The organism is Paenibacillus terricola (assembly GCF_014779765.1).
Lineage (GTDB): Bacteria > Bacillota > Bacilli > Paenibacillales > Paenibacillaceae > Paenibacillus_T > Paenibacillus_T terricola.
This window is the reverse complement of record NZ_JACXZA010000006.1, coordinates 21,175-44,258: the sequence shown is the minus strand read 5'-3', so window position 1 is coordinate 44,258 and position 23,084 is coordinate 21,175. Positions and strand designations below refer to the sequence as shown.

General features: G+C 52.4%; 25 protein-coding genes. 19 read left to right on the top strand and 6 right to left on the bottom strand.

The window, feature by feature from the left end; genetic code table 11:
- Positions 1–114: 114 nt before the first annotated feature.
- Entirely contained in the window at positions 115–681 is a 567-nt protein-coding gene (locus H8B09_RS21945) for a hypothetical protein (RefSeq protein WP_224753881.1), read from the bottom strand.
- A 731-nt stretch (positions 682–1,412) separates the two neighbouring features.
- Here H8B09_RS21945 and H8B09_RS21940 point away from each other — a divergent pair.
- The 5 genes from H8B09_RS21940 (at position 1,413) to H8B09_RS21920 (ending at position 5,755) form a co-directional block, all read left to right on the top strand.
- Entirely contained in the window at positions 1,413–2,615 is a 1,203-nt protein-coding gene (locus H8B09_RS21940) for a LolA family protein (RefSeq protein WP_191205735.1), read from the top strand.
- Positions 2,616–2,784: 169 nt separating this feature from the next.
- The gene (alr, locus tag H8B09_RS21935; RefSeq protein WP_191205734.1) at positions 2,785–3,963 is read left to right on the top strand and encodes an alanine racemase; all 1,179 of its coding nucleotides are present in this window, start codon (positions 2,785–2,787) and stop codon (positions 3,961–3,963) included.
- A 238-nt stretch (positions 3,964–4,201) separates the two neighbouring features.
- On the top strand, positions 4,202–4,483 hold the full coding sequence (locus H8B09_RS21930; protein ID WP_191205733.1) for a CopG family ribbon-helix-helix protein: 282 nt from the start codon (positions 4,202–4,204) through the stop codon (positions 4,481–4,483).
- Between the two features lie 3 nt (positions 4,484–4,486).
- Positions 4,487–4,837 carry a type II toxin-antitoxin system PemK/MazF family toxin gene (locus H8B09_RS21925; protein ID WP_040711809.1) on the top strand — a complete coding sequence of 117 codons (351 nt, stop codon included), beginning with the start codon at positions 4,487–4,489 and terminating at the stop codon, positions 4,835–4,837.
- Positions 4,838–5,068: 231 nt separating this feature from the next.
- Positions 5,069–5,755 carry a type 1 glutamine amidotransferase gene (locus H8B09_RS21920; RefSeq protein ID WP_191205732.1) on the top strand — a complete coding sequence of 229 codons (687 nt, stop codon included), beginning with the start codon at positions 5,069–5,071 and terminating at the stop codon, positions 5,753–5,755.
- A gap of 58 nt (positions 5,756–5,813) precedes the next feature.
- Here H8B09_RS21920 and H8B09_RS21915 read toward each other — a convergent pair whose 3' ends face one another.
- Together H8B09_RS21915 and H8B09_RS21910 are read right to left on the bottom strand one after the other, a co-directional pair.
- Entirely contained in the window at positions 5,814–6,161 is a 348-nt protein-coding gene (locus H8B09_RS21915) for a P-II family nitrogen regulator (protein WP_191205731.1), read from the bottom strand.
- A 6-nt stretch (positions 6,162–6,167) separates the two neighbouring features.
- Positions 6,168–7,532, bottom strand: a complete 1,365-nt coding sequence (locus tag H8B09_RS21910) for an ammonium transporter (protein ID WP_224753923.1) — start codon at positions 7,530–7,532, stop codon at positions 6,168–6,170.
- A gap of 308 nt (positions 7,533–7,840) precedes the next feature.
- Here H8B09_RS21910 and H8B09_RS21905 point away from each other — a divergent pair, with 308 nt between their 5' ends.
- The 3 genes from H8B09_RS21905 (at position 7,841) to H8B09_RS21895 (ending at position 11,158) form a co-directional block, all read left to right on the top strand.
- Positions 7,841–9,784, top strand: a complete 1,944-nt coding sequence (locus tag H8B09_RS21905; RefSeq protein WP_191205729.1) for a primary-amine oxidase — start codon at positions 7,841–7,843, stop codon at positions 9,782–9,784.
- Between the two features lie 45 nt (positions 9,785–9,829).
- On the top strand, positions 9,830–10,198 hold the full coding sequence (locus tag H8B09_RS21900; protein ID WP_191205728.1) for a hypothetical protein: 369 nt from the start codon (positions 9,830–9,832) through the stop codon (positions 10,196–10,198).
- A gap of 186 nt (positions 10,199–10,384) precedes the next feature.
- On the top strand, positions 10,385–11,158 hold the full coding sequence (locus H8B09_RS21895) for an IclR family transcriptional regulator (RefSeq protein ID WP_318152690.1): 774 nt from the start codon (positions 10,385–10,387) through the stop codon (positions 11,156–11,158).
- Between the two features lie 97 nt (positions 11,159–11,255).
- On the opposite strand, the gene hxlB is transcribed toward H8B09_RS21895, so the two are convergent.
- From hxlB to H8B09_RS21880, 3 genes are all read right to left on the bottom strand, one after another.
- A complete protein-coding gene (gene hxlB / locus H8B09_RS21890) occupies positions 11,256–11,816 on the bottom strand; it encodes a 6-phospho-3-hexuloisomerase (protein ID WP_191205727.1) in 561 nt (186 codons plus the stop codon).
- 3 nt (positions 11,817–11,819) lie between these two features.
- Entirely contained in the window at positions 11,820–12,452 is a 633-nt protein-coding gene (gene hxlA / locus H8B09_RS21885) for a 3-hexulose-6-phosphate synthase (protein ID WP_191205726.1), read from the bottom strand.
- A gap of 131 nt (positions 12,453–12,583) precedes the next feature.
- On the bottom strand, positions 12,584–13,888 hold the full coding sequence (locus tag H8B09_RS21880) for a uracil/xanthine transporter (RefSeq protein ID WP_191205725.1): 1,305 nt from the start codon (positions 13,886–13,888) through the stop codon (positions 12,584–12,586).
- A gap of 253 nt (positions 13,889–14,141) precedes the next feature.
- Between H8B09_RS21880 and H8B09_RS21875 the strand changes: the two genes are divergently transcribed.
- The 11 genes from H8B09_RS21875 (at position 14,142) to H8B09_RS21825 (ending at position 22,902) form a co-directional block, all read left to right on the top strand.
- A complete protein-coding gene (locus H8B09_RS21875; protein WP_191205724.1) occupies positions 14,142–15,047 on the top strand; it encodes a LysR family transcriptional regulator in 906 nt (301 codons plus the stop codon).
- A 212-nt stretch (positions 15,048–15,259) separates the two neighbouring features.
- Positions 15,260–15,991: an SAF domain-containing protein gene (locus tag H8B09_RS21870; RefSeq protein WP_191205723.1), complete on the top strand. Its 732-nt coding sequence runs from the start codon at positions 15,260–15,262 to the stop codon at positions 15,989–15,991.
- Entirely contained in the window at positions 15,988–16,833 is an 846-nt protein-coding gene (locus H8B09_RS21865; protein ID WP_191205722.1) for a CpaE/TadZ family protein, read from the top strand. Before H8B09_RS21870 ends, H8B09_RS21865 begins: the two co-directional genes overlap by 4 nt.
- Complete coding sequence (locus tag H8B09_RS21860) at positions 16,830–18,251, top strand: ATPase, T2SS/T4P/T4SS family (protein ID WP_191205721.1); 1,422 nt, start codon at positions 16,830–16,832, stop codon at positions 18,249–18,251. The genes H8B09_RS21865 and H8B09_RS21860 overlap by 4 nt, the downstream gene beginning before the upstream one ends.
- Entirely contained in the window at positions 18,244–19,185 is a 942-nt protein-coding gene (locus H8B09_RS21855; protein WP_224753879.1) for a type II secretion system F family protein, read from the top strand. Before H8B09_RS21860 ends, H8B09_RS21855 begins: the two co-directional genes overlap by 8 nt.
- A 28-nt stretch (positions 19,186–19,213) precedes the next feature.
- Positions 19,214–20,113: a hypothetical protein gene (locus tag H8B09_RS21850; protein WP_191205720.1), complete on the top strand. Its 900-nt coding sequence runs from the start codon at positions 19,214–19,216 to the stop codon at positions 20,111–20,113.
- 40 nt (positions 20,114–20,153) lie between these two features.
- Positions 20,154–20,303 (top strand): hypothetical protein, encoded by a 150-nt coding sequence (locus H8B09_RS21845; RefSeq protein ID WP_191205719.1) that lies wholly within the window; start codon positions 20,154–20,156, stop codon positions 20,301–20,303.
- 33 nt (positions 20,304–20,336) lie between these two features.
- Positions 20,337–20,483, top strand: a complete 147-nt coding sequence (locus tag H8B09_RS21840) for a hypothetical protein (protein WP_191205718.1) — start codon at positions 20,337–20,339, stop codon at positions 20,481–20,483.
- Between the two features lie 134 nt (positions 20,484–20,617).
- Positions 20,618–21,043: a hypothetical protein gene (locus H8B09_RS21835; protein WP_191205717.1), complete on the top strand. Its 426-nt coding sequence runs from the start codon at positions 20,618–20,620 to the stop codon at positions 21,041–21,043.
- A 23-nt stretch (positions 21,044–21,066) separates the two neighbouring features.
- Positions 21,067–21,549, top strand: coding sequence for a hypothetical protein (locus tag H8B09_RS21830; protein ID WP_191205716.1), 483 nt, complete (start codon positions 21,067–21,069; stop codon positions 21,547–21,549).
- A gap of 60 nt (positions 21,550–21,609) precedes the next feature.
- Entirely contained in the window at positions 21,610–22,902 is a 1,293-nt protein-coding gene (locus H8B09_RS21825) for a M24 family metallopeptidase (protein WP_191205715.1), read from the top strand.
- Positions 22,903–23,084: the final 182 nt, after the last annotated feature.

Sequence of the window (23,084 nt, the reverse complement as noted above, 5' to 3'; positions counted from 1 at the left end):
GAATGGTAGGTGTAGATATGCACCTACGTGCGTTGGTTTGGATTGCTTGGCGGAACGTAGGTGCAGTTCTGCACCTATCTATTTAGTCTTGGAATGTGAAGTCCGTTACCAATTTCACGTATCAGAGAACGCATGAACATACTCATACCTTCTTACTCTAACTCCATTCGCAGACTGCAGCGCTCGAAATCTCCCTTTGGTGGTTAGTGACTTCAGTGCTTGAACGGCTGTGCGGCGGTTGATGGTTAGTTCCTGTACAAGATCGACTGGACGAAGTGGTTTGTTACTGCGAAGGGCGAGCATCAGTACATCACGCTCCGGTCGAGAGTATCCATTGTTCAGAGCATTTGATGACAGATAAGGAGAAAGTAGCATCTTGAGCAGTGAAATCGTAAGCTCGGGCTGTTCGGCCAAGTCATCATAGGGAATCGCAACGACTTTGAAACCCAACACCTGCAAGTACGTCTCCTGATTTAACTCCTGACGGTAGCGAATCCGATCTGTCTGCTGCACGTGCGGACCGAAGCCCTTAATTTCAAAAGCAAACTTGCATCTTCCATCACCTGGCATCCATACTAAATCTATAAAGTATGGTCTTCCTCTCCAGTCCGCAACCTCGTACTCAGGATGTAGATCGTCTAAGTTACCGAAAACCGGCCACCAAACTCTCTCCAGAAACATGATCTCTACATGCCCATGTCCGCGTTCGAGGCGTCCTTTACGCTCACCGTTTCTACTCTTAATGTGCCACTTCAACCACTTAGTGTGCTCTTCAACAAATCCCAATTTATTCTACCTCGCTTCCTCAGAAAATAAAAAAGTCCCGAATCCCCGCGTTCAGCGGAAATTCAGGACGTTCTTCGTCACTATCGATATAATCATAAATCACAGTATAGCGGAATGTTACTAATATGCAAGAGAATTCGCATTCCTACGAGCCGCCGAGCGATGTGATCTATCGTCAGTAGGTGCAGAAGTACACCTACGAGCCGCCGAGCGATGTGATCTATCGTCAGTAGGTGCAGAAGTACACCTAAGAGCCGCCGAGCGATGTGATCGTGCATCAGTAGGTGCAGAAGTGCACCTACGAGCCGCCGAGCGGCGTGATCGAGCACCAGTAGGTGCAGAAGTGCATCTACGAGCCGCCGAGCGACGTGATCGAGCACCAGTAGGTGCAGAAATGCACCTACGAGCCGCCGAGCGGCATGATCGAGCGTCAGTAGGTGCAGAAGTGCACTTACGGGCCATCTAAAGCCCAACGGGAACCAAGTCCCAGCAAGCGCCCAACCTCGCTATTCCTGCCTTTATCGAACCAGCTTGTCATGCTCGTCAAGCTAGTCTGCATATTTGGCCAAGTCCGCACATAGACATGTTATCAGTTGTTCACACAAAGTGCTGAAGGGGTTGATCGCATGCGTCGGATCGTTTTGATCACGGCCATTATGATGCTCATCACGGTGGTGGCATCCGCCTGCGGAGCTAAAAATGCAGACTCAGTCGTAAAAGAGCTGGACAAGGTACAGAACAAGCTGGAGAGCTACACAGCAAAAGGAACGATGACGCTCAATACGAGTCAGCAGCCGCTCGAGTACAAGGTAGAGGTATGGTATCAGAAGGATCATTACTATCGGATTGCCCTGACGAACGCGAAGAAGGATATTACGCAGATTGTGCTCCGTAACGATGACGGTGTGTTCGTACTGACGCCAAGGTTGAACAAAGTGTTCCGTTTCCAGAGCGACTGGCCGGACAACCAAGGACAGGTTTACCTGTACCAAACGCTGTTGTCCAGCATCGTGCTCGACCAATCGAGACAATTCGCAACCGAGAATGACTCGTACGTATTCGACGTCATGGCTAATTATCAGAACGGATCGCTCGCTCGGCAAAAGATTTGGCTGAACAAAGAAGACTTTGCGCCTCGTAAAGTCGAAGTATCCGATACGAACGCATCCGTCATGGTGAAAGTGACGTTCGACGAGTTCAACTTCGATCCGAAGTTCGATAAGAACGCCTTCGATACGCAGGCAAACCTGAATGCTAGCGGCACGCCATCGACGAGTGACCAAGCTGGCAAAACAGATAAAGCCAATAATTCGAATAATGCGAATGGTACCGATCAACAAGGCACGACGAGCAGCACGGAACCTTCCAAGGACAATGCAGCAGCGAGCGGATCAGAGGATCAAAAAGGCGATACGAGCTCGACGGGTGACAAAGGCGTAACGGATGAGCAGGCAGAGGATCAAGCAGATGATGCAATGACGAAGCCGCTCGATTTCCTCGAACTCGATCCAGCTTACCTGCCTTCCGGCGTAGCGTTTAAGGATTCGCAGGAAATTACGTTCGGCGGTTATCCAGGCATCATGCAGCGTTATCAAGGCACGTACAACTTCAGTATTATCCAGACACAGCCTAAAGATGTTGCAGCATCCTACACGCCTGGCTATATGCTCGACCTTGGCTTTACGATGGGCTCCATTAGCGATGGCGAGGAGCAGCAGACGTTGACTTGGACATATGAAGGAGTCGAGTACCGAATGACGAGTGCCGACCTGCCTGAGTCCGAAATGGTACTCATCGCCCAATCGATGGATGAGGGCGCAACGAAGTAAATAAGCAGTTTCATCAGGGGCAGCGCGATCCGTTGAGGATTGCCGCTGTCCCTTTCTATTTCTAACTTCTTCCGCTTGGAAAACGGTCCAGTTTCATTGACACTGTTAGCCGCAACCTTTAACATAGTTTCTATTGGGTTGTTACGGCATGAGAAGAAGGTGACGATAAGTGGAAGCTTTTTATCGCGCAACGCGGGCGGAAATTTCGTTAGACGCGCTGCGCAGCAATTTGACGGCATTTCGACAAGCGATTCCGAGTGACATGCTGCTGATGGCATCTGTGAAAGCGAATGCTTATGGACATGGTGCAGTACAGATTGCGCGGGAAGCAGAAGCGTTCGGCGTTGATTACATGGGCGTTGCATTCCTGGATGAGGCGCTTCAGCTGCGTCTGAACGGAATTCGCACACCGATATTAGTGTTAGGTTATGTATCTCCTTCAGGTTTAACTGTGGCACGGGATCATGATATTACGATTGCCTTGTTCCGGGATGATATTCTTGAAGCTGCTGCTGCACTGCCGGACAACGGGAAGAAGCTCAAAGTGCATATCAAGATTGATTCCGGAATGGGGCGTCTTGGCAAGCTGGCGGGCGGTGAAGCAGAAGCGTTCATCGAACGTGCACTCAAGGTGAAGCAGCTGGAAGTAGGTGGCTTGTTCACCCACTACTCCAAGGCTGATGAGCTGGACAAAACGTACACGGCACAGCAGCATGAGCGATTCACGAGTGTGGTTGATTATGTGAAAAAGAATGAGCTGCCGATTAAACTATTCCATGCTGCGAACAGCGCTGCTGGGATCGATACGCCGGAATGGGGATATGGCATGCTGCGTCTTGGCATCGGCATGTACGGAATTTATCCTTCTGACTATGTGAATACGCAGCGGATCAACCTTGAGCCAGTGATGTCGCTCAAGACGGCGATCGCGATGACGAAGACGGCGCCGCAGGGCTGGGGCATCAGCTACGGTGCGCGTTATATAACGGCTGGAGAAGAACGAATCGGTACATTGCCGATCGGATACGCGGATGGCTACAGTCGTATGCTGACTGGCAAGGCAGAGGCGCTCGTGCGCGGCGTTCGTGTACCGGTGCTTGGATCCATTTGTATGGATCAATGTATGATCGCGCTTGGACCTGCAGAAACAGATGGCCATGCAATCGCGCCAGACGAAGAGGTTGTGCTGATGGGCCGCCAAGGTGAAGAGTGGATTACAGCGGATCAAATCGCGGAGAAGCTTGGCACAATTCCTTATGAAGTGACTTGTATGCTCGCTGCACGCGTGCCTCGCGTTTACAGAAGAGGCGAAGAAGTGACAGCAGTTGTCAATCCGCTGCTTGGCTAGTAATAATTTCCTTTGCGGAATTTGTGTTTTGCAGCAGGAAAATTGGAATTTACCTCGAAATTTAATGCAATCGGATTATAAGTGACGATTCGGCGTCCATTTCGAATAGAAAGATGTGCAGCATACGGACCATTGCATAACGCTTCTATTCGTCTCATAAGTATGTGGAGTATAGCGCCATCGGTAATTTGACATAATGGTTATAAGGGTCTGGAAAAGTTTTGGAGGTGCGAGTTCGGTGGCCAATTTGCAGAACACCAAGAGGATCATGATCAGCTTGCCGGATCAACTGCTGGAGGAAGTCGACGGCATCGTCGCCAAAGAAAATTCCAACCGCAGCGAATTTATCCGTCAAGCTATGAAGCTGTATCTGATGGAGCGAAAGAAGCGGCAAATCCGCGAATCGATGCAGCGCGGATATATGGAGATGGCTAAGATCAACTTGAATATGGCCTCGGAAGCATTTCACGCGGAGGAAGATGCCGATCATACGCTCGGCCGTCTCGTAAGCGGGGTGTAAAGCTTGATCGTAAAACGCGGCGATGTATTTTTTGCGGACTTGTCACCCGTTGTGGGGTCTGAGCAAGGCGGCGTTCGTCCCGTACTCGTCATCCAGAATGATATCGGCAACCGATTCAGTCCGACGGTTATCGTGGCGGCTATTACGGCGCAGATCCAGAAGGCGAAGCTGCCTACGCACGTCGAGATTGAAGCGGAATCGCACGGCTTCGATCGGGATTCTGTTGTGCTGCTCGAACAGATTCGCACCATCGACAAGCAACGCCTAACGGACAAAATTACGCATTTGGACGATGAAATGATGCGTAAAGTCGATGAGGCGCTGCAAATCAGCGTCGGATTAATCGATTTCTAAATCAACATCCTCACACCCTCTGACGATATTCGTCAGAGGGTTTCTTGTATTTGCGACATGAGAAGCACAACGGAATCAGAGGGTCTTTTTGTTTTCTCATTTTGACACTATTTTATTCGGAGCTATCCTGCTATGTGGGAAAAGGGGACTGCGAATTCCGCGCCAACGGGGTACGATTACATCATAGAGATGAGTGAATCTGGCCCATGGATGACGTATGGAGGGAAGCGCATGAATATACTGGCACTGAAGCATTTTGACTTCGACGATACGATGGCGCTGGAGGATTGGGCGTCGCGCGGCGGACATCGTCTGCAAATCGCAGACCCTTCTAAAGGGCTGGCAGAGACGTGGTTGGAAGCGGCTGACCTGCTCGTCATTCTTGGCGGTCCGATGAGTGCATATGACGATGCGAAGTTGGATTGGCTAGCAGAGGAGAAGCGGTTTATTGCACGGGCGATTGAACAGGATATGAGAATATTGGGCATCTGCCTTGGGGCGCAGCTGTTGGCGGAGCTTCTAGGAGGCAGCGTGCGCCGTCATGAGGTTAAGGAGATCGGGTGGCATCGGATCAAGCGGACGGCGGAGCGCCATCCATGGTTTGATGTGCTGCCGGAGGAATTTCACTCGTTCCAGTGGCATGGCGATACTTACGTCCTGCCGGAGGGGGCGCGCCGATTGGCGGAATCAGAGGCGTGCGGTCAGCAAGCCTTCGCTTGGGGCGATCGTATTCTTGCGTTGCAGTTCCATCTCGAGACGACGCCTGCTTGCATCGATCAGATGCTTACACGGTGGGCGAATGAGTTGGTATCGGCGCTTTATGTGCAAGACTCAACTCATATTCGTTCAGAGATCGGTCGTAGTACGGAGTCGTTCCGTATGCTGCACGCGATCTTGGATCGCATTGCGGCGAGCTAGTCCTTTTCCTATATAAAAGACCATGCAGCATTTCTTGCTGCATGGCCTTCTTCCATATCTATTTCTGACCCAAAGCATCCTTGCCGTGCTCGCCGGTTCGGATCCGGATCACGTCAGCGATTTCGGTGACGAAGATCTTCCCGTCGCCGATGGAGCCTGTACGGGCTGCATCGATGATCGCTTCGAGCGCTGATTCATAAACGTCGTCGCTGACGACAGTCTCGATCTTATTTTTGAGCACAAAATCGGTCTGGTACTCGACGCCGCGATACTGGGTGCGCACGCCTTTCTGGATGCCTTGGCCGCGCACGTCGCTGATGGTCATACCGCTAATGCCGATCGTGTGAAGGGCAGCGGTTACGCTGCTTAGCTTCTCTGGACGAACGATGATCGTTAGCAATTTCATGCCTTGTTAGACTCCTTTCATCTCGGGGATGGCTGCAACCGTGGAGCCGCCTGGGCTTGGGCTGAAATCGCCCTGTCCCTGTGGTCTAGGCAACTCGCTGCGCACTGCTTCGAACGTGTTGTACGCATTCTCGCCGTGGAGGCTTAGATCGAGGCCTGTCAGTTCTTGCTCTTCGGTTACGCGAAGCGGGGTGAAGAGGGAGATGACCTTCAAGATGACGAATGTTCCAACCGTAGCGAGAGCGACCGCAACGAGCACGTCGACCGCTTGTATGCCGACTTGTGCCGGGTTGCCGTGGATTAGACCGTCTGCGCCAGCCGGGTTCACGTCCGTGCTGGCGAAGATGCCAGTAGCAATCGCGCCCCAGATGCCGCCGATGCCATGAATGCCGAACACATCAAGAGAGTCATCGTATTGCAGCTTCGCTTTCACAACATGCAGTCCCCAGTAGCAGATGACGCTCGCCAGCGCGCCAATCGGAATCGCGGACAACACCGATACGAAGCCTGCTGCCGGCGTAATTGCAACCAGTCCGGCGATAACGCCAGTTACACCGCCGACGAGTGTTGCTTTGCCGCGAAGCTTCCATTCCATCGCCAGCCAGACGACACCGCCTGCAGCAGCAGCAACTTGTGTTGTGACGACTGCTAGACTTGCCAGACCGCCCGACGCAAGGGCGCTGCCTGCATTAAAGCCGAACCAGCCGAACCAGAGACACATACCGCCAATCATGAAGAAGATCAGGTTGTGCGGAGGCAGCGTTTGATTCGGGAATGAGCGACGTTTGCCGACGACAAGAGCGGCGATCAGTGCGCTGACACCCGACAGAATGTGAACGACCGTACCGCCTGCGAAGTCCAAACCGCCTAGCTTCGACAGCCAGCCGCCGCCCCAAGCCCAGAACGCCATCGGCGCATAGACGAGAGATACCCACAGGACGCAGAAGGCAATCCATGCCGAGAAACGAATCCGCTCTGCGACACCGCCAGAGATGAGGGCAGTTGTAATAGCGGCGAACATGCCTTGGTAACACGCGAATATGAGGTGAGGGATCGTGAGTCCGTCTTTGGCGTCCATCCCCACACCATCGAAGCCGAGGAACTCGAATCCGCCGAACATGCCGCCTATCCCTGGGCCGAAGGCGAAGCTATACCCCCACAGCACCCATACTAAGGTAACGATGACGAACGCGCTTAAGCTGTGCATGACGGTAGATAGAATGTTACGTTGACCAACGAGTCCTCCATAGAATAAAGCAAGTCCAGGCATGAACATGAACATAACGAGCACAGTTGCTACAATAATCCAGGTTGTGTCTCCTGTGTCGACCACGGTTGCTGCTGCGCCCGTATCCTCTGCAAAAGCCGCCATCGGAAACACGGTTAGGCTAAGTGCAAGCAAAGCCAGAACGAATACGTACATCTTCCATCCATTGAAGCTTCTCGTTGAACGCATTGTTCAATCCCTCCTCATATATATGTAAAATTTCCTGACACGATTATCACCTGGGTTCGGACCCTGAGTACATCGGCTTATCCCACTATATGATAAATGGTCTGATTTTTCAGAATTTACTTTCTTTTATCTCATTATGCGGGAAATGTGTATTTGTGGTCGTTCTTTTACGGGATATGATTGTCACATAAGTTAACATCACAAACGAAAAGTGAGGGAGAAACATGACACAACTTTCTGTAACGTTAGCGAATCACCCGCTTGAGCCGCTCTCGCGTGAAGAGCTGAAGGCAGCCGTGCAAATCCTTAAAAGTCAGCGCCAGCTGACCGAAGCGGACCGCTTCGTATCCGTATCGCTGAAAGAGCCGAAGAAGGAAGTTGTGATGGGGTTTGATGGAACGCAGCCGTTCGATCGGGAAGTGTTCATTATTATTCTGAACAAACAGGACAATGCGACGTATGAGGCGATTGTATCCCTCGCTTCTCAACAAGTCGTATCTTGGGTTCATGTGCCTGGGGTGCAGCCGATGATTATGCTCGATGAACAAGTCGAATGCGAGGCGGCCGTTCGCAAGAGCTTGCTGTTTATCGAAGCGCTTGAACGGCTCGGCATCGATACGCCGGAGCTTGTTATGGTTGATCTGTGGTCGCCGGGCAACTGGGGGACGGAAGAAGACGCAACGGAACGACTGGCGCGTCCGCTATGCTTCCTCCGCAGCGATGAGAAGGACAATGGTTACGCCCGTCCGCTTCCGATTGTGCCGATCGTGGATCTGAACAAGATGGAAGTGCTTCGAGTAGAGGAATACGAATACACGTCGATTCCATCGAAAGCATTTAACTATACACCGGAACGAGTGGGTCCGCTGCGCAGTACGATCAAGCCTGTTGAAATTACGCAGCCGGAAGGCCCGAGCTTCTCGATCAACGGCCATGAGGTTGAATGGGAGAAATGGAAGTTCCGCATCGGCTTCAACGCCCGTGAAGGCTTGACGCTCCATACGCTGTCGTACAACGATCAAGGCCGCGAACGTCCGGTCATGTACCGTGGCTCGTTGTCGGAGATGGTCGTTCCTTATGGCGACCCGGGTCCAATCCAGAACCGCAAGAACGCATTCGACAGCGGCGAGTATGGCATCGGACAGCTGGCGAACAGTTTGGAGCTAGGCTGCGACTGTGTCGGGTACATCAAATATTTCGACGGCGTTATGTCCGACAGCAAAGGCGAGCTTTTTGTCATCAAAAATGCGATCTGCATGCATGAAGAAGACTTCGGCATTCTGTGGAAGCATACCGACTGGCGTACGAACGATGTGGAAGTAAGACGTTCCCGCAGACTAGTTATCTCCTCGATCTCGACCGTTGCGAACTATGAGTACGGCTTCTTCTGGTATCTGTATCAAGATGGCAACATTCAATTCGAGGTGAAGCTGACGGGTATTCTCTCAACGGCTGGCCTGCACCCTGGCGAGAAGCCCAAATACGGCAATATGGTCGGTCCTGAGCTGTATGCGCCGAACCACCAGCACTTCTTCAATGTACGGATGGATATGCAGCTGGACGGCAATGAGAACTCGGTGTATGAGGTTAACGTTGTCTCGGAGGAGCTTGGACCGGACAATCCGCGAGAGAATGCGTTCTATGCGAAGTCGACGCTGCTGGAAACCGAGCAGCAGGCGAAACGCGACATTAAACTGGAGACGGCTCGTTATTGGAAGTTCGTGAACGACAATGTGAAGAATGAGCTTGGCCAATCGGTCGGGTACAAAATCGTTACGGGAGAGAACTGCTTCCCGTTCGCATCGGACAATTCGAGCCTTCTTAAGCGCGCTGGCTTCATTAAGCACCACCTGTGGGTGACGCCTTATAACGAAGATGAGCTGTACGCTTCCGGCAAATACCCGAATCAGCATATTGGCGGGGATGGTCTGTCGAAGTGGGCGGAACAAGATCGTTCGATTAACAATACGGACATCGTCGTCTGGTACACAATGGGTCATACGCATGTGCCGCGTCCAGAGGACTGGCCGGTTATGCCTGCTGCTTATATCGGCTTCATGCTGAAGCCCGTCAGTTTCTTCAACCAGAGCCCAGCGCTCGATCTTCCTGCACAGCCGAAGAAGAGCTACTGCAGCAGCAAGATGAAAGCGGACGGCTGCCAAAGCTGATCTCCACGCTCCTAGAGCGAACAAACCATTGAGAGGGGTGGATCGATGTCTCAGCTCAGATTGCGTCTAATGGGATCGCGTAATGCCACGCTCTCTGTCTATTCCGCCGCGGGCGCAGCTGCGCTGCATCTTGTGCATTATCTGTCTGCCCCGATCTTAATGGGATCCGCAGCGGAGATGCATGCGGGACATCATGGGATGGGACATGAGGCAGCAAGTGACGGATCGTCGCTTATGATGAACATCTTGATGCTGCTGCTGTTCGTCGTTAATATCGTCAGCATGTATTTCGCTGGGCGTCAATTAACGGAAGCGTATCGCCAGAGGAGCCAATTATCGAGACATACGATGTTATGCAGCGGTATCTCGCTCCTTGTGCTTGCCGTCGGCATTTATACGATTATAACGTTGTGAGGATGAGGGCTGGTGCGAGAGCTGCATCAGCCTTTTTGCTCCTGGCGGCTTAGAGAAAAGGCAGAAAAATTTACACGATCATACCTAACCTCTTGAACAGACAGGTAGATCATAAAGTATAATTAAACTAATGTCAGGTTATTTGACATATTCATAATAGTCCGGATTGATTTGGGAGGTGCGGTCGTGTCCGTCATTGCAAAAGCGATTCAGATCTTAGACATGTTGGTCCCACAAGGCAGCGACAAAGAAATAAGCGTCACGACGATTAGTCGAGAGCTGGATATGCCGGTTCAGAGCGTGCACCGTATTCTGAACTCACTCTCGGAGCATGGCTTCGTCGCTCAGAATCAGAAGACGAAGAAGTATAAGCTAGGCCTATCCATTATGAAATACGGCTTCCTTATGTGGGACAGCCTCATGTTTCGTTCGGTTTCCCGCCCGTTCATGGAGGAGCTCAGCCGCCATACGAAGGAGACCATCTATCTCGCCTCAAGGGAAAATACCGAAGGCGTCTACATCGACTGCATCGACTCGCCGCAAATTCTCAAAATCTCCGAGCCGATCGGGCTTAAGCTGCCGCTCTTCATCGGCGCTTCGAATCGTGTCATTCTAGCTTACATGCCTCAACCGCTGCGCGATGCGATTCTGGCCGAAACGGACTGGATCGATCACCCTGCACTGAAGCCGCTGACGCGTGAATATATCGAGAAGGATATGGAGCTGATTCGCAACCGGGGATACGCCATTACGGACGGAGAGATGACGGAGGGGACCACGGGGATCGCAGCTCCGATTTTTTCTTACGAGAATACGGTCATTGGCTCACTCAACATTGCGGGACCATCCATACGGTTTACGCCGGACAACATCGAGAAGTACAGCTACTTCGTGAAGAAATATGCGGAACAGATTTCCAAGGAGCTTGGCTACCGGAACCTGTACCGAATTCGAGATTAACCTATCTCCACTGTATAAAATAAGGCTGGCTTAACGGCAGAGTAACCTCTGCTTCGTTAAGCCAGCCTTTGTTGTATCTATCGAGTACAGTCGGCGTCTACTCTAAATTCGCGTGATTGCCGAACATCGCATTGGCATGTTGTCCCGTACGTTCCATGAGCCGAAGGATGACCGCATCCAAGATAAGCAGCATGCTTTGTTCGAACAAACTTCCCATTGGCTGAATGGATGCTGCCGTCGTACCTGCTTCTTTGGTAGCGGCGGGAACATGAACGAGCGTCGAAGCCAGCTTGCCGATCGAGGACTCAGGCACGACAGTGATGGCCGCGACATTCGCCTGCATCGACTGTGCTTTCAATGCCATCGAGACGAGTCCCTTCGTCTCGCCGGAGCCAGAGCCGATGAGCAGCAGATCGCCAGCGGCAATACCAGGTGTAACCGTCTCGCCAACGACATACGAGCGAAGTCCTAAGTGCATCAGACGCATCGCGAATGCGCGCATCATCAATCCGGAACGGCCAGCGCCTGCAACGAAGATGGCGCCAGCTTCCGTGATATGATCAGCGAGCTTGTCGACCTGCTGTTCGTCGACGGACTGAAGCGTCCGCTGCAGCTCCAGCAGGATGGACGGGATCGGTGCGGCAGCAGTGGCGCTCATCGTTTAGGCCTGCTTGATCAGCTGCTGCATTTGGGCAGCGACTGCTTTCTTATCCGATTGGCTAGTAATGCCGCCGCCAACGATGACGAGGTCTGGCTGCGCGCTGATCACTTCAGGCAGCGTCTCGAGCTTGATGCCGCCGGCAATTGCCGTTTTGGCATTTTTCACAACCCGTTTGATTGTCGCGAGGTCTTGGAACGAGTTGATGCCAGCCGCTTGGTGATCGTAGCCGGAGTGGACGCAAATATAATCGACGCCAAGCGCATCAATCTCTTGCGCGCGTCCTGCCATGTCCTTCACGTTGATCATGTCGACCATGATTTCTTTATTCTGCTTGCGTGCTTCTACGACGGCGCCTTTGATTGTCGAATCGTCGGATACACCAAGAACGGTAATGATGTCGGCGCCAGCTTCAGATGCTTTCATTACTTCGTAACCGCCAGCATCCATAATTTTGAGATCGGCGAGCACTTGGAGCGAAGGGAATGCGTTCTTCAATTCTTGTACGGCACGCAGACCTTCGTTAATGACAACAGGTGTTCCAATTTCAACGATATCGATATATTCAGCAACCTCTTGGACGACTTCTACAGCTTCCGGAATGTTCACGAGATCAAGCGCTAATTGCAGTTTCATAAGAGTAATCGCTCCTTTGGGATAATGGATTTCATCGATGTGTCCATCTTAGTCCGTCAGGAGAGATTGCGGAAGAACGCACTTTCAAGTAATGGAGTTACCTCTACGTTACTGTGCCAGGCTGTTTAGGCTTATTTGATCCGGTCCCATCGAATGACGTTATCGAGCACAAGTACGAGCAGTACGCCCATAACCAAGCCGTTCGACAGCAATGGTGTCAGCAGCGGCGGCAGGTCCGAGAAGGCCGCTGTCGGCAGATTCATAATGCAGATGCCGGTCAGAATCGGCAGTGCAATACGGTAAATTGTCCTCGGCGTGTATGTCGTGGTGGACAACGTGCGGAAGGCTGTACCGAACATTTGAAGGTAGGCGGCGAACAGCGCCGCACCGCCAACCGACAGCGGAAGCTGTACGAGCCAGCCGCTCAAAGCCGGAACGGCGCCAACGATAATGAACAAGCCTGCACCAACGATGAGCGCGCTCCGCCGCAGTACACGTGTATTTTCGAGAAAACCGATTGATGATGCGAATGTTCCGAATGGAATAAGCCCGAAGCAGCCTGCGATAATGGAGAACAGGTTGGTGAATAGGACGGACTTGACCGCTTCTTTATCAGTTGATTCGCGTCCGTATAAAGTGCTGGCAGCTGTTAGGCTCGTCAACGTATTCATCATGTTCACAATACCGGCCAGCATGCTGACGACGAGAATGCCGGGATCAATATGCGGTGTACCCCAGGGAAGCCAATGCCAGATCGAGATCACATCGGTGCCGGCAGCATCGATTCGACTCGATTGTCCGAACAGCAGTACGTAAGCGATCCAGCCGAACACGATCCCGCCAAGCAGCGAGAATTGGCCGAATACGCCTTTGCCTTTAATGTGAATGAGGGCGACGACTGCAATAATGACGACTGACAAGCCGGCAATCGGCAGGTCGAACCGACCCGCTATATCAAAGCCGATCATCCCTTTGAAGAAAGTATTCTCGAGTTGGAAGGCGATCAAGAACAAGAAAACGCCCATTACGCTCGGTGAGAATAGTCGCTTCATCACGCGGAGGAATCCGCATAAGGCTAAAGCAATGACGAGTACGCCGGACAGAATAAATCCACTGGCAAGACTTGCGGCTACCGTGCCAAGGTCCATGCCCATCGCAGGCGCAGACGCGCATATGCTGAGCACAAGCCCCCACCAGACGCCCGCCGGGCCGTCCATTAATGCGAATCGGTGACCCCATGCAGCCTGAACAATACAGACGGCACCGGTTAGGATGAATGAGCGCTGCATCGATTCAGCGATTGCAGCAGGAGACAAGTCCAGCGCATGCCCGATAGACAGCGGCACCATGACTGTATTCGTGAAAATGAAGAACAGCCATTGCACGCCGGCAAGCAGCACGCTGGCTGTTGATTGAGAAGTATTGCGTTCCAGCATTGTCATTCCAGCTTTCGTGTAGAGGTTGTTCAAAAAGTCCGCTTTTGATCACTTTTTGAACACGCATTTTTAGGATTTGCATATGTGATTGCTGCACCTATGGTATCATGGGAGTAACTATATTAAAAATATTAATAAAATTCATAATGTATATGATATTCATATAGATAAATTCATTTACAGGTGAGCGTTCCAAAAGATCGATTGTCAGCAACGATTCTTTAAGAGCTACCTCTACAGGAGTTTGAGTCCGATGGATATGAAACAGCTGCGATACTTTATCGCGCTTGCAGAGGAGCTGCAAGTCACATCAGCCGCGAATCGGCTGCATATGTCCCAGCCTCCGCTTAGTCAGCAGCTTAAGCTAATGGAGACGGAGCTCGGCGTTATGTTGTTTAACCGTAATGGTCGACATCTCGAGTTGACTGCGCCTGGAATGACCTTGTATGAATACGCGCTAACGATTACGCGGCTTATGGATCAGGCGCAGGCTGAGGTGCGCGAATCGGGTCTTGGATTACGGGGCAAGCTGGCTGTAGGCGTCAATACGTTGTCTGACGAGCGCTTGCCTCGCGTGCTTAGCACCTTTCGAACCTTTTATCCGAATGTTACGTTCCGCATTCAGCAGAATGAGACAAGGATGTTGGCCAAGCTTGTCAAAGAGAAAGCGCTGGATTTAGCTATTGTACGGCTTCCTATCGCACTCGATGATTTCGATTATGTGGAGCTGGGGGCGGAGCCGCTTTATTTTGTTACGTTGAATCCGCTTGATCGCCATCCTACAGAAGCAGTTACTTATGCGCAGATTGCAGAGCATTCGCTCGTGCTGCCAAGCACAGAGGGACTCGGTCTGTATCACTTGATACTGGAGCAGTTTCATGTGAGAGGCTTGTCTCCAACTGTGGCGGCGGAATGCTCCGATATCGGGATGCTAATCGAGCTTGTTGCTTCCGGCTTCGGCGCATCTATCCTTCCCATCACGTCGCTGCGCCGATACGGCGGCGAGCATCTTCATGCCTACCCGATCGAAGGTCCGCAAGAGCTGTCGCGCTCGGCTTTAATTTGGCCCAAACAGCAATATTTGAGCAAAGCCGCTCAGCGGTTAATTGAACTGTTGCAAACCCATTCGAGCGATATTCGACAAAATTCACAAAAATAGGATAGACAAATGACGACACAGTTGTTAATATATAGTCAAATTTAGCTAGTCATCGATGACGATGCTGCTCCATACAGGAACGGATGCGAAGAACGCATGCCACAACGTACGAATACGTGCGATGGCTGCGTTCTTTTTGCGTTTCATGGTGATGGCGATCTGTTTCCTTGTAGCTTAGTGTCAAACAGTTGAGAGAGGAGTTCTGGCGATCCATGGGTAGAAAACGCAATACGGCTGTCAGCTTGGCTGCCGCTTTATTATCGGGTGTGCTCGTCTACAGCATCTATGTCGTACAGCAGCGCAATGTGCAGGATCAGGAGATGGTACGCGTTGTCGTGCCGAAACGATATATTGCCGCTGGGGAGCGGATTGCAGCAGCGGATTTGACTTATATACCGTTAGCCCGATCCTCAGTCAATGACGCCATGCTCTTGCAGCCGCAAGAAGCAGATGGATGGGAAGTTGTTGTTCCGCTTGGGGTAGATGAGCCTGTGCTGAAGTGGAAGCTGGACCGCTATCGTCTTATGCCGAATCGCTCAGAATCTACATTTCAGATTCCGCGAGCGTATGTGTTGTCTGTGTCCAATGGCATTCGCGCCGGCGACCGCGTCATGGTGTATGTAACGGGTGAGAATACCCCTTCTGTCCGGTTATTCGATGAACCGGTAACCGTCGCATCTGTCAAATCATCGAACAATATCGAAGTCGACAATGCGGATCAATCCAATCTGATGTCGCTCGCGGATAACGATAAAGAGCGGATGTATGCCTCGCGGCGCGATGCGAATGCGATGATCGAATACGTGAATTTGAATTTGACAGAGGCGCAGTGGCTTCGAATCGATGAACTGTGCAAAGGAGGCGGAAAGCTCGTTATCGCCTTCAGCCCGGCTTCGTTTGATGAGGTAGACATCATTCAGGATGGAAGGAGTGAGGGGCGTTGAGTGCGCCAAGTGCAGCTCCGCTGCTTGTATTCATCGGGACGACGCCGAATATTGGCACGACGATTGCTGCCTTTGCTGCCGCCTGCCGGATAGCTGAGAGCAGTGAAGCGAAGGTCGGATATCTATGCTTAAACTTGAAGAGTGCCAAGCTGCAGCGCTACATCGGCGTGGATCGGCCAGCGGTCGGAATGGATCATATCCGGCCAGAACTGCGCGGCCGCTCGCTGCTGCCGGAACAGCTTACCCGTTATACCTACCCGGTTAAGGGGATAGCGGGACTGCATGTGCTGTTCGGCAACATGGATCGGGACCAGGCGGAGTTCTATACATCGGATCAAATCGAATATTTGCTCGAAACGGCACGGAGAACGTTTGATATCGTAGTCGCAGACGTTGGCGCTTATTGGGATAATGCCGCAACCGTCTGCGCCGTTCGCGAAGCTACAACGCGAGTATTGGTAACAACGAATGCACTTTCGCATTTTCAGGAGGATTGCAGCCGCTGGATTGGTCAAATATCGCCGTTGTTCGGCGTTCCATCAGACGGTTATGAGCTGTTAGTTATTCATTCGCCATGGGGAATGGGGGGATTTCGTGTGAAAGATGTGAGCAAAGAGACAGGGCTTCCGCTCGCGGGCGAGCTCCAGTTAACGAAGCCGCTGCTTATGCAGCTGGACAGCGGTCAGTATGACAAGTGGCTGGCGGATGCAGAAGGACGAGCAGTCATGCAGCAGCCAGCCAAGCAGTGGATGCAGCAGTATGGCATTCAGCGCGCTCGGCAGGTTCATCGGCAGCCGTGGTACCGCAAGCTGCTTGCTCATCGCAATGGGGTGGGCTCATGAGCGTAAGTGCCCAGCGGGACCAGGAACGGTTCTCGCCGGCGGGGTATTCCTCCAGGCTGCGCTCGGAGGGGGCGCCGGGCGAACGTAACGTTGCAGGAAGCGTCCGAGAAGAGGACAGCGGCAGCTTCACGAGAATCGCCGACGAGGTGAGGACTTACTTGTCAGCGCCTCGGGGCATGACCGAAGAGGAGCGGCGCCAATACAGCGAACGGCTGAACCGTGCCGTGCTTGGGTTTGCGAAGGAGAGGGAGCATGTCCTTGCACTCATTAATGACTGGCTGATTCGACATCGTATCCACGATATGCCCGACTTCAGCCATCCTTATGATTCGCTGGCTGAAGCGTTGTTCGCGGAAGTGATTGGCATGAATGTGTTAGAGCTTGTGCTGGCGGAACGGGCAGAGCTGGAGGAAATCCAAGTCGTCGGCACGCGCATCTATGAGGTTCGCGGCGGCGTGCCGGTGTTATCCCGGTATTCTTTTGCCACGGTACGTGATGTGGAGCGCATTCAGCAGAACTTGGTTCTATACAATAACGACCGAATTAATCCGCGCAAACGATGGGCCGAGGTTATGCTGCGGGATGGCTCGCGCGTAACGATGACCGGCTTCGGTTTTACAGCTTCGCCTACGTTGACCATTCGTTTCTATACGGTGAAGGTATTCCGGCTGCAGGCGCTATGCGAGCCTGCTTATGGGACGATGAATGAAAGCATAAGACAGCTGCTAGTCCAAGCTCTGCAAGCGAGGTTCAATCTCGTTATTATCGGTCCGACGAACTCTGGGAAGACGCATCTGATGAAGTCGCTGATTGCTGAGCTGCCTGACGAAGAACGGATTATTACGCTGGAGAATCGGCTCGAGATGATGATCCATCGTGATTTTCCGAACAAGAATGCAGTGGAATACGAGTTCGACGAAGAGGATTCGGCGCATCGTTCAGCTCAAGCGTTCAAGCTGGCGCTTCGGCAGTCGCCGCAGCGCATCGTCCACGCTGAAATTCGGGACCAGGATGCGAACATCTACGTCCGTGCTTGCACGCGCGGACATGAAGGAAGTATGACGACCGTCCATGCGAACACGCTGGAGGATGTGCCGGAAGCGGTCAGCGACATGTGTATGCTCGATGGCCGCGGGATGAATCCTGAGCGGTTAACGAAGCGGATTGCACAATATGTAACGCAGCTTGGTATAGAGCTTCGGATTGTGAATGGCAAGAGGCGAATTTATCGGATTGGCGAGATCGGATGGAAGGCGGGTTCGGTCGTCGTGAACGATTGGGTGCGGTATGACGAAGGGAGCGGTCAGTGGATGTACCCTTCCATGCCTACTGCTGTATCCATGGAGCGGTTTCGCCGCTATGGCGTGTTAGCCTTGCCGGTTGAGATGATCTGCGACGGAGGGCATGCTGATGCGTGATTTACCGCCTATTGCGATGCTGCTGATTCTAGGGTTGTTTCTGATGCTCTTCGTCTTCATTCGGGTTGTCATCATGGGGCTGCTTTCGCACAATCATCGTACGAGCCGACTGCAATACCGACAGAAGCGCGGCGTGGTCAGTGCCATGGAGTCGCTGCTTATGCGGCAGGAGAGATTGTATCGGCATTTGTCCGATTTGCTGGAGTCGATGAGGGTCCCGCTGCAGCCAGTGTCCTTCGTCACGACATCGGCAGCGCTTGCGATTGTCGGGTGCGGCATAGGTCTCTTTTTGTTTCACAGCGTGAAGGGAGCGTTACTTCCTGCTGCGATGGGCGGACTAATGCCTTATACGATCGTACGTATGGCGCTGCTTCAGAATCAAATTCAGACGAGAATTGATTTCCTGCCCTCAGTGGAACTGTTCTACCAGAGCTATCTCGTAACAGGCGAACGCCACATCCGCCACGCGCTGCAGCGAACGATCGAGGAGCGGCGGCTGCCAGCCAAGATGCAGCCTGTGTTCGACCAGTTGTATCGCAACCTGTCGGTTCGGGGCGATGATGAAGCAAGCTTGCGCATATTTGCAGGAACGCTTGGGCATGTGTGGGGAGAGTATTTCGTTAATCTATTGCGAGTCTCGATATCGGAGGGCAGCTCCATTAGCGAGAGCTTGCGTGAACTGCTGACGGATATGCGGCGATCAAGGCGAGCGAACGAGCAGGAGCGGAACAAGCTGCTTGAAATCCGCATTGCGAATTTTACACCGGTGCTATTTCTGATCTTGTTCGTAGGTTTGAACGTCCATTACAGTCCGAAGAATGCTTACCACTACTATCTGGTTGACCCTAAGGGACGCGATTTAATGCTGAATGCGATCGTGCTTATCTTCGCTTCTTTCCTGATGGGGATTTGGTTGTCACGCCGCAAGATGTAATGACCTGCTGTTCGAAAGGAGGATTCTAATGGCTGTATCTCTTTGGATTGGTCGAATCGTGCTTGGCGCAGGTGTGGCAGCGCAGTTCATTCTGATGTTCGTTGCACTGTACATGCTGCTCCAGTTGCTGCCTAAGCGCAAACCGCGTTGGCAGCATTTGAGCAGCTTGAATTGGCGTGCGACGACCGTATCTGACCGGCTGCTGAAGCGGCTGAGGTTGTCGAGGAACGATGCTTCTTACGTGGAGCGGGAAGCGCTGCTTAGCGGATGTGGCGTTGAAGGCGACCCGGCGCTGTACATGGTGATTAGACGATCAGCTCTGACGATTGTAATTCCGATTGCTGCGGCTGTCGTCATCTACTGGCGAATGAAAGCTGGCAATGGGCCATTCTTTCTTGTACTAGGCGGAATGGCTATTGTGTACATGCTGCTGTACTTCGATTTGCCGTGGCTTCGCTCGGTCCATCGGATGCGTTCGCATCGGATTACGAAGGATGTTTTTCAGATTAGCAACCAGCTTCTATATTTCGCAGGCTCCAATCTTCATCTGCATACGAAGCTGTCGCGTTGCGTGCCGTTCGCAACAGTCGTACAAGGTGATTTGCAGCGGTTGCTCGCAGAATGGTATCACGATGCGGAAGAGGCGCTCCGCCGTTTCAAGCAGCGGCTTGGAACGGACGATGGCGCAAGCTTTGTAGAGACGCTGGATTCGCTTCGATTGCATGACAATGAAGAGTTCTACAAGCTGCTTCGCCAACGCATTCAAGACTATAAGGAGAAGCTGGAGCTGGCCAAGGAGAGCCGGAAGGAGACGACCTCTTACGTATTGTTCACGGTTGCGGGCTTGCCGATCCTGTACATGTTTCAAGTGTTCCTGTACCCGTGGGTACGCGAAGGACAGCAATTGTTCCAATCGCTGAACGGGTAATTCCAGCTTAATGCGAATGCCAGCAAAGGAGGTGAAGCGAATGCGTAATATTTTGATGACGGTCATGCTGCTCGTCGTTGTAATCGTATTGTTCAATACGATTATTGCCGGCGACACGACGGGAACGAAACAGCAGATCCTTACACAAGGGTCGACAGCGAATGGCAGAATTTCATCGCTCGCGCCATAATCGATCAACTAATAGACATAGGGGGCCAGCAGGATGAGAGCGATTCTAATGACCGTACTTCTGCTGCTGACCGTCATTCTTATTTATGAGCAGGTCGTAAAAGGGGAAGATGGGACGAACAATCAGCTGGAGCAAAGCGGCAGTCATATACGGGATTCGATTCAACGAATGAGCCCGTAGAGCGGAAGGGGGATCGGACGGGCAACGTTTAAGAGGTGGTTCAAAAAGTCGTCTTGTGATCACGAAGTAAGCGACTTTTTGAACACTTACTTTAAGGCAGATGCAATGATAAATCGGGGAAAGGAGGAGCAGGCATGCGGAGTATCTTAGTATTCGTGTTGTTCGCGGCAATGTTGTGCTGGATGATGTTCTCGCCCGTATACAAGCACATTCTTATTGTTCGGCAGGCAGCGCTGCAGCAGGAGGTTGATTATATGCTCGAGGTTGGCGCGAACGGCAGCCATGGTTATATTGATGCGGCGATGATCGAGCAGTCGAAGCAGCGGCTCGCGTCGCTTGGACTGAATCCTGGAGCTTTGAAATATACGGTGGGGTCGACGGATGGCAGCAGCGCGACGAATGCATCCGCTCCTCTTTTGCGCGGTACAGGACTATCCTTGGCGATTAGTTATCCTTACGAAGGCTTGTTCACGCTCGATCGGCTAATTGGCGTAGACCCGCCGCCGTCGACGGAATGGATGAGTGCGCGCGGCATGAAGATGAGTGAGTACGTACCATAGTTAGAAGCCGAGGTGACGAGTGAGTGGAGAAGCTGCTGTTGTTTGCGCTTATGGCTGTCATGTGGGTAACGGCGCATGCGCAGCAGATGGACGAGGAGATGGCGATGAAGGCGCTGTTTCAGGCGAAGCATGCCGTGAATCGGGCTGCGCATGCTGCCGTTCAGCAGTTGGATGCGGCGCAGTTGGCACATGGGAAGTTGTGGATTGATTCGGTGTCTGCTTCTAATGCAACGAAGACATATTTAATGGGGAATCTGCAGTTGGACAACAATTTGAAGCCGATTGCTGGCTCTTACTTGCGGCATCCTGTCGAGATCGTAGTCTTCAAGGTTATCAATGCGGACGAATTGTTTCCTTATACCTATCGCAACTCGGCGTATAACTACGAGGTAACGCTCCAACATCCCGGCGTCATTCTCATCATTCATCTGGACTACCCGCGTGTCTTTGATGTGATAGAACCAATTGATTGGTACGTGAAGGGGGTGGCAGAGCTAAGCGGTTGACTGCGTACACGAAAACTGATGTAATGTGGGGGGATCATTGATGAATCGGAGCTGATACATATGACGGGTACGAATGATTTTACTGCAGATCAGGCTGCTTATGATTATATTCCAGCTGAAGAGATTGCTAATCGGATAAACGCGTTGCAGCAGCGGCTTGTCGCCGAGAAGCTGAGTGCTGTTCTTGTCACACATAATGTTTCGGTCCTCTATTGGACGGGAACGATGCAGACTGGCTATTTGTTCGTGCCTGCGGCAGGAGAGCCAACGCTGTATGTTCGACGAAGTGTAGAACGAGCGAAGCGGGAAGCATCGATTCGAACGGTGCCGCTAGGTTCGTTCAGCCGATTCGGCCAGACGCTGCGGCAGGATTATGCTTCAATATTCGAGAGCGAAGGGCCGCCGCGTGTTGGTGCAGATCTTGATACGCTGCCTGCTTCGACTTACTTGAAGCTGGCATCATTCGTATCGGAAGCATACGACGGGGACAAAGGAGGAGCGGCGCTGCCGGATCGCGGGTTGAGCAGGCTGACGGACGCCTCCCCACTTCTTCGCCGTGCGCGGATGGTGAAGTCAGCCTGGGAGATTGAGCGAATTGAGCGTGCGGCTGTAGCTCTGGAGGAGTCGCTGGCAGAAGCGCTGCCGGAACTCAAGGAAGGTGTGTCCGAGCTCGAGTGGATTGCAAGAGTAGAATATGGGGTTCGCTGCCGCGGACATATCGGTGTGATGAGGCTTCGCGGCTACAACCAGGAAGTGCCAACGGGAATGGTTGGCTCAGGAACGGCCGCCGCAGAACCAACGTACTTCGACGGGCCGGCAGGCGGGCGGGGACTTGGACCTTCGGCGCCGCAAAGCGTAAGCATGAAGCGGTTTGCACGTAACGAGCCAATCCTGCTCGATCTGGGCTGTTGTATCGATGGTTATGTCATTGACCAGACGCGTACGGCTGTAATAGGCGAACTATCAGATGAATTGAAGGAAGCGTATGGAGCGGCTGAACATATTATTCGTGAAGTTGAGAAGCTCATGGTGGAAGGGGCACGCTGTTCGGATATATACGTCGCTTCATTGAAGCTAGCTGCCGATCGCGGACTCGCCGATCACTTCATGGGCTTTGGCGCGGATCAGGTCCGTTTCCTCGGACATGGCATTGGCCTCGAGATCGATGAGTGGCCGGTGCTGGCGAATGGTTTCGATATGCCGCTTGAGCCGGGCATGGTGCTGGCGGTTGAGCCGAAGTTCACTTTCCCAGGTGTAGGCGTCGTCGGTATTGAGAACAGCTACGTCATCACAGCGGGTGGATCGCCGCCAAGGGCGTTGACGCGAACGAAGGAGCAGTTGTTTGTGTTGTAGGAGCCGAACGTTGACGGGAAGACCGCGGTCTGAGCTGTATCTCAAGACGTCGATAGGAATTGCAAATGAAGCTGTCCCAGAAAGTTAATGGGATAGCTTTTTATTTTTCCCCCTGATCAAACGTATGTGGTGGCTGCGATGTCTAACTCCGAATCAAATTTATTGGGCTAGTGCCTTTGGTT

What these genes read in the sequence shown, in the direction of transcription:
- H8B09_RS21850 (WP_191205720.1), top strand. Translation starts at nt 19,214, where the DNA reads ATGGCTGTATCTCTTTGGATTGGTCGAATCGTGCTTGGCGCAGGTGTG.
- H8B09_RS21870 (WP_191205723.1), top strand. Translation starts at nt 15,260, where the DNA reads ATGGGTAGAAAACGCAATACGGCTGTCAGCTTGGCTGCCGCTTTATTA.
- H8B09_RS21875 (WP_191205724.1), top strand. Translation starts at nt 14,142, where the DNA reads ATGGATATGAAACAGCTGCGATACTTTATCGCGCTTGCAGAGGAGCTG.
- H8B09_RS21880 (WP_191205725.1), bottom strand. Translation starts at nt 13,888, where the DNA reads ATGCTGGAACGCAATACTTCTCAATCAACAGCCAGCGTGCTGCTTGCC.
- H8B09_RS21835 (WP_191205717.1), top strand. Translation starts at nt 20,618, where the DNA reads ATGCGGAGTATCTTAGTATTCGTGTTGTTCGCGGCAATGTTGTGCTGG.
- H8B09_RS21840 (WP_191205718.1), top strand. Translation starts at nt 20,337, where the DNA reads ATGAGAGCGATTCTAATGACCGTACTTCTGCTGCTGACCGTCATTCTT.
- H8B09_RS21860 (WP_191205721.1), top strand. Translation starts at nt 16,830, where the DNA reads ATGAGCGTAAGTGCCCAGCGGGACCAGGAACGGTTCTCGCCGGCGGGG.
- H8B09_RS21855 (WP_224753879.1), top strand. Translation starts at nt 18,244, where the DNA reads ATGCGTGATTTACCGCCTATTGCGATGCTGCTGATTCTAGGGTTGTTT.
- H8B09_RS21940 (WP_191205735.1), top strand. Translation starts at nt 1,413, where the DNA reads ATGCGTCGGATCGTTTTGATCACGGCCATTATGATGCTCATCACGGTG.
- H8B09_RS21900 (WP_191205728.1), top strand. Translation starts at nt 9,830, where the DNA reads ATGTCTCAGCTCAGATTGCGTCTAATGGGATCGCGTAATGCCACGCTC.
- H8B09_RS21945 (WP_224753881.1), bottom strand. Translation starts at nt 681, where the DNA reads ATGTTTCTGGAGAGAGTTTGGTGGCCGGTTTTCGGTAACTTAGACGAT.
- H8B09_RS21905 (WP_191205729.1), top strand. Translation starts at nt 7,841, where the DNA reads ATGACACAACTTTCTGTAACGTTAGCGAATCACCCGCTTGAGCCGCTC.
- H8B09_RS21920 (WP_191205732.1), top strand. Translation starts at nt 5,069, where the DNA reads ATGAATATACTGGCACTGAAGCATTTTGACTTCGACGATACGATGGCG.
- hxlB (WP_191205727.1), bottom strand. Translation starts at nt 11,816, where the DNA reads ATGAGCGCCACTGCTGCCGCACCGATCCCGTCCATCCTGCTGGAGCTG.
- H8B09_RS21825 (WP_191205715.1), top strand. Translation starts at nt 21,610, where the DNA reads ATGACGGGTACGAATGATTTTACTGCAGATCAGGCTGCTTATGATTAT.
- H8B09_RS21845 (WP_191205719.1), top strand. Translation starts at nt 20,154, where the DNA reads ATGCGTAATATTTTGATGACGGTCATGCTGCTCGTCGTTGTAATCGTA.
- hxlA (WP_191205726.1), bottom strand. Translation starts at nt 12,452, where the DNA reads ATGAAACTGCAATTAGCGCTTGATCTCGTGAACATTCCGGAAGCTGTA.
- H8B09_RS21910 (WP_224753923.1), bottom strand. Translation starts at nt 7,532, where the DNA reads ATGGCGGCTTTTGCAGAGGATACGGGCGCAGCAGCAACCGTGGTCGAC.
- H8B09_RS21915 (WP_191205731.1), bottom strand. Translation starts at nt 6,161, where the DNA reads ATGAAATTGCTAACGATCATCGTTCGTCCAGAGAAGCTAAGCAGCGTA.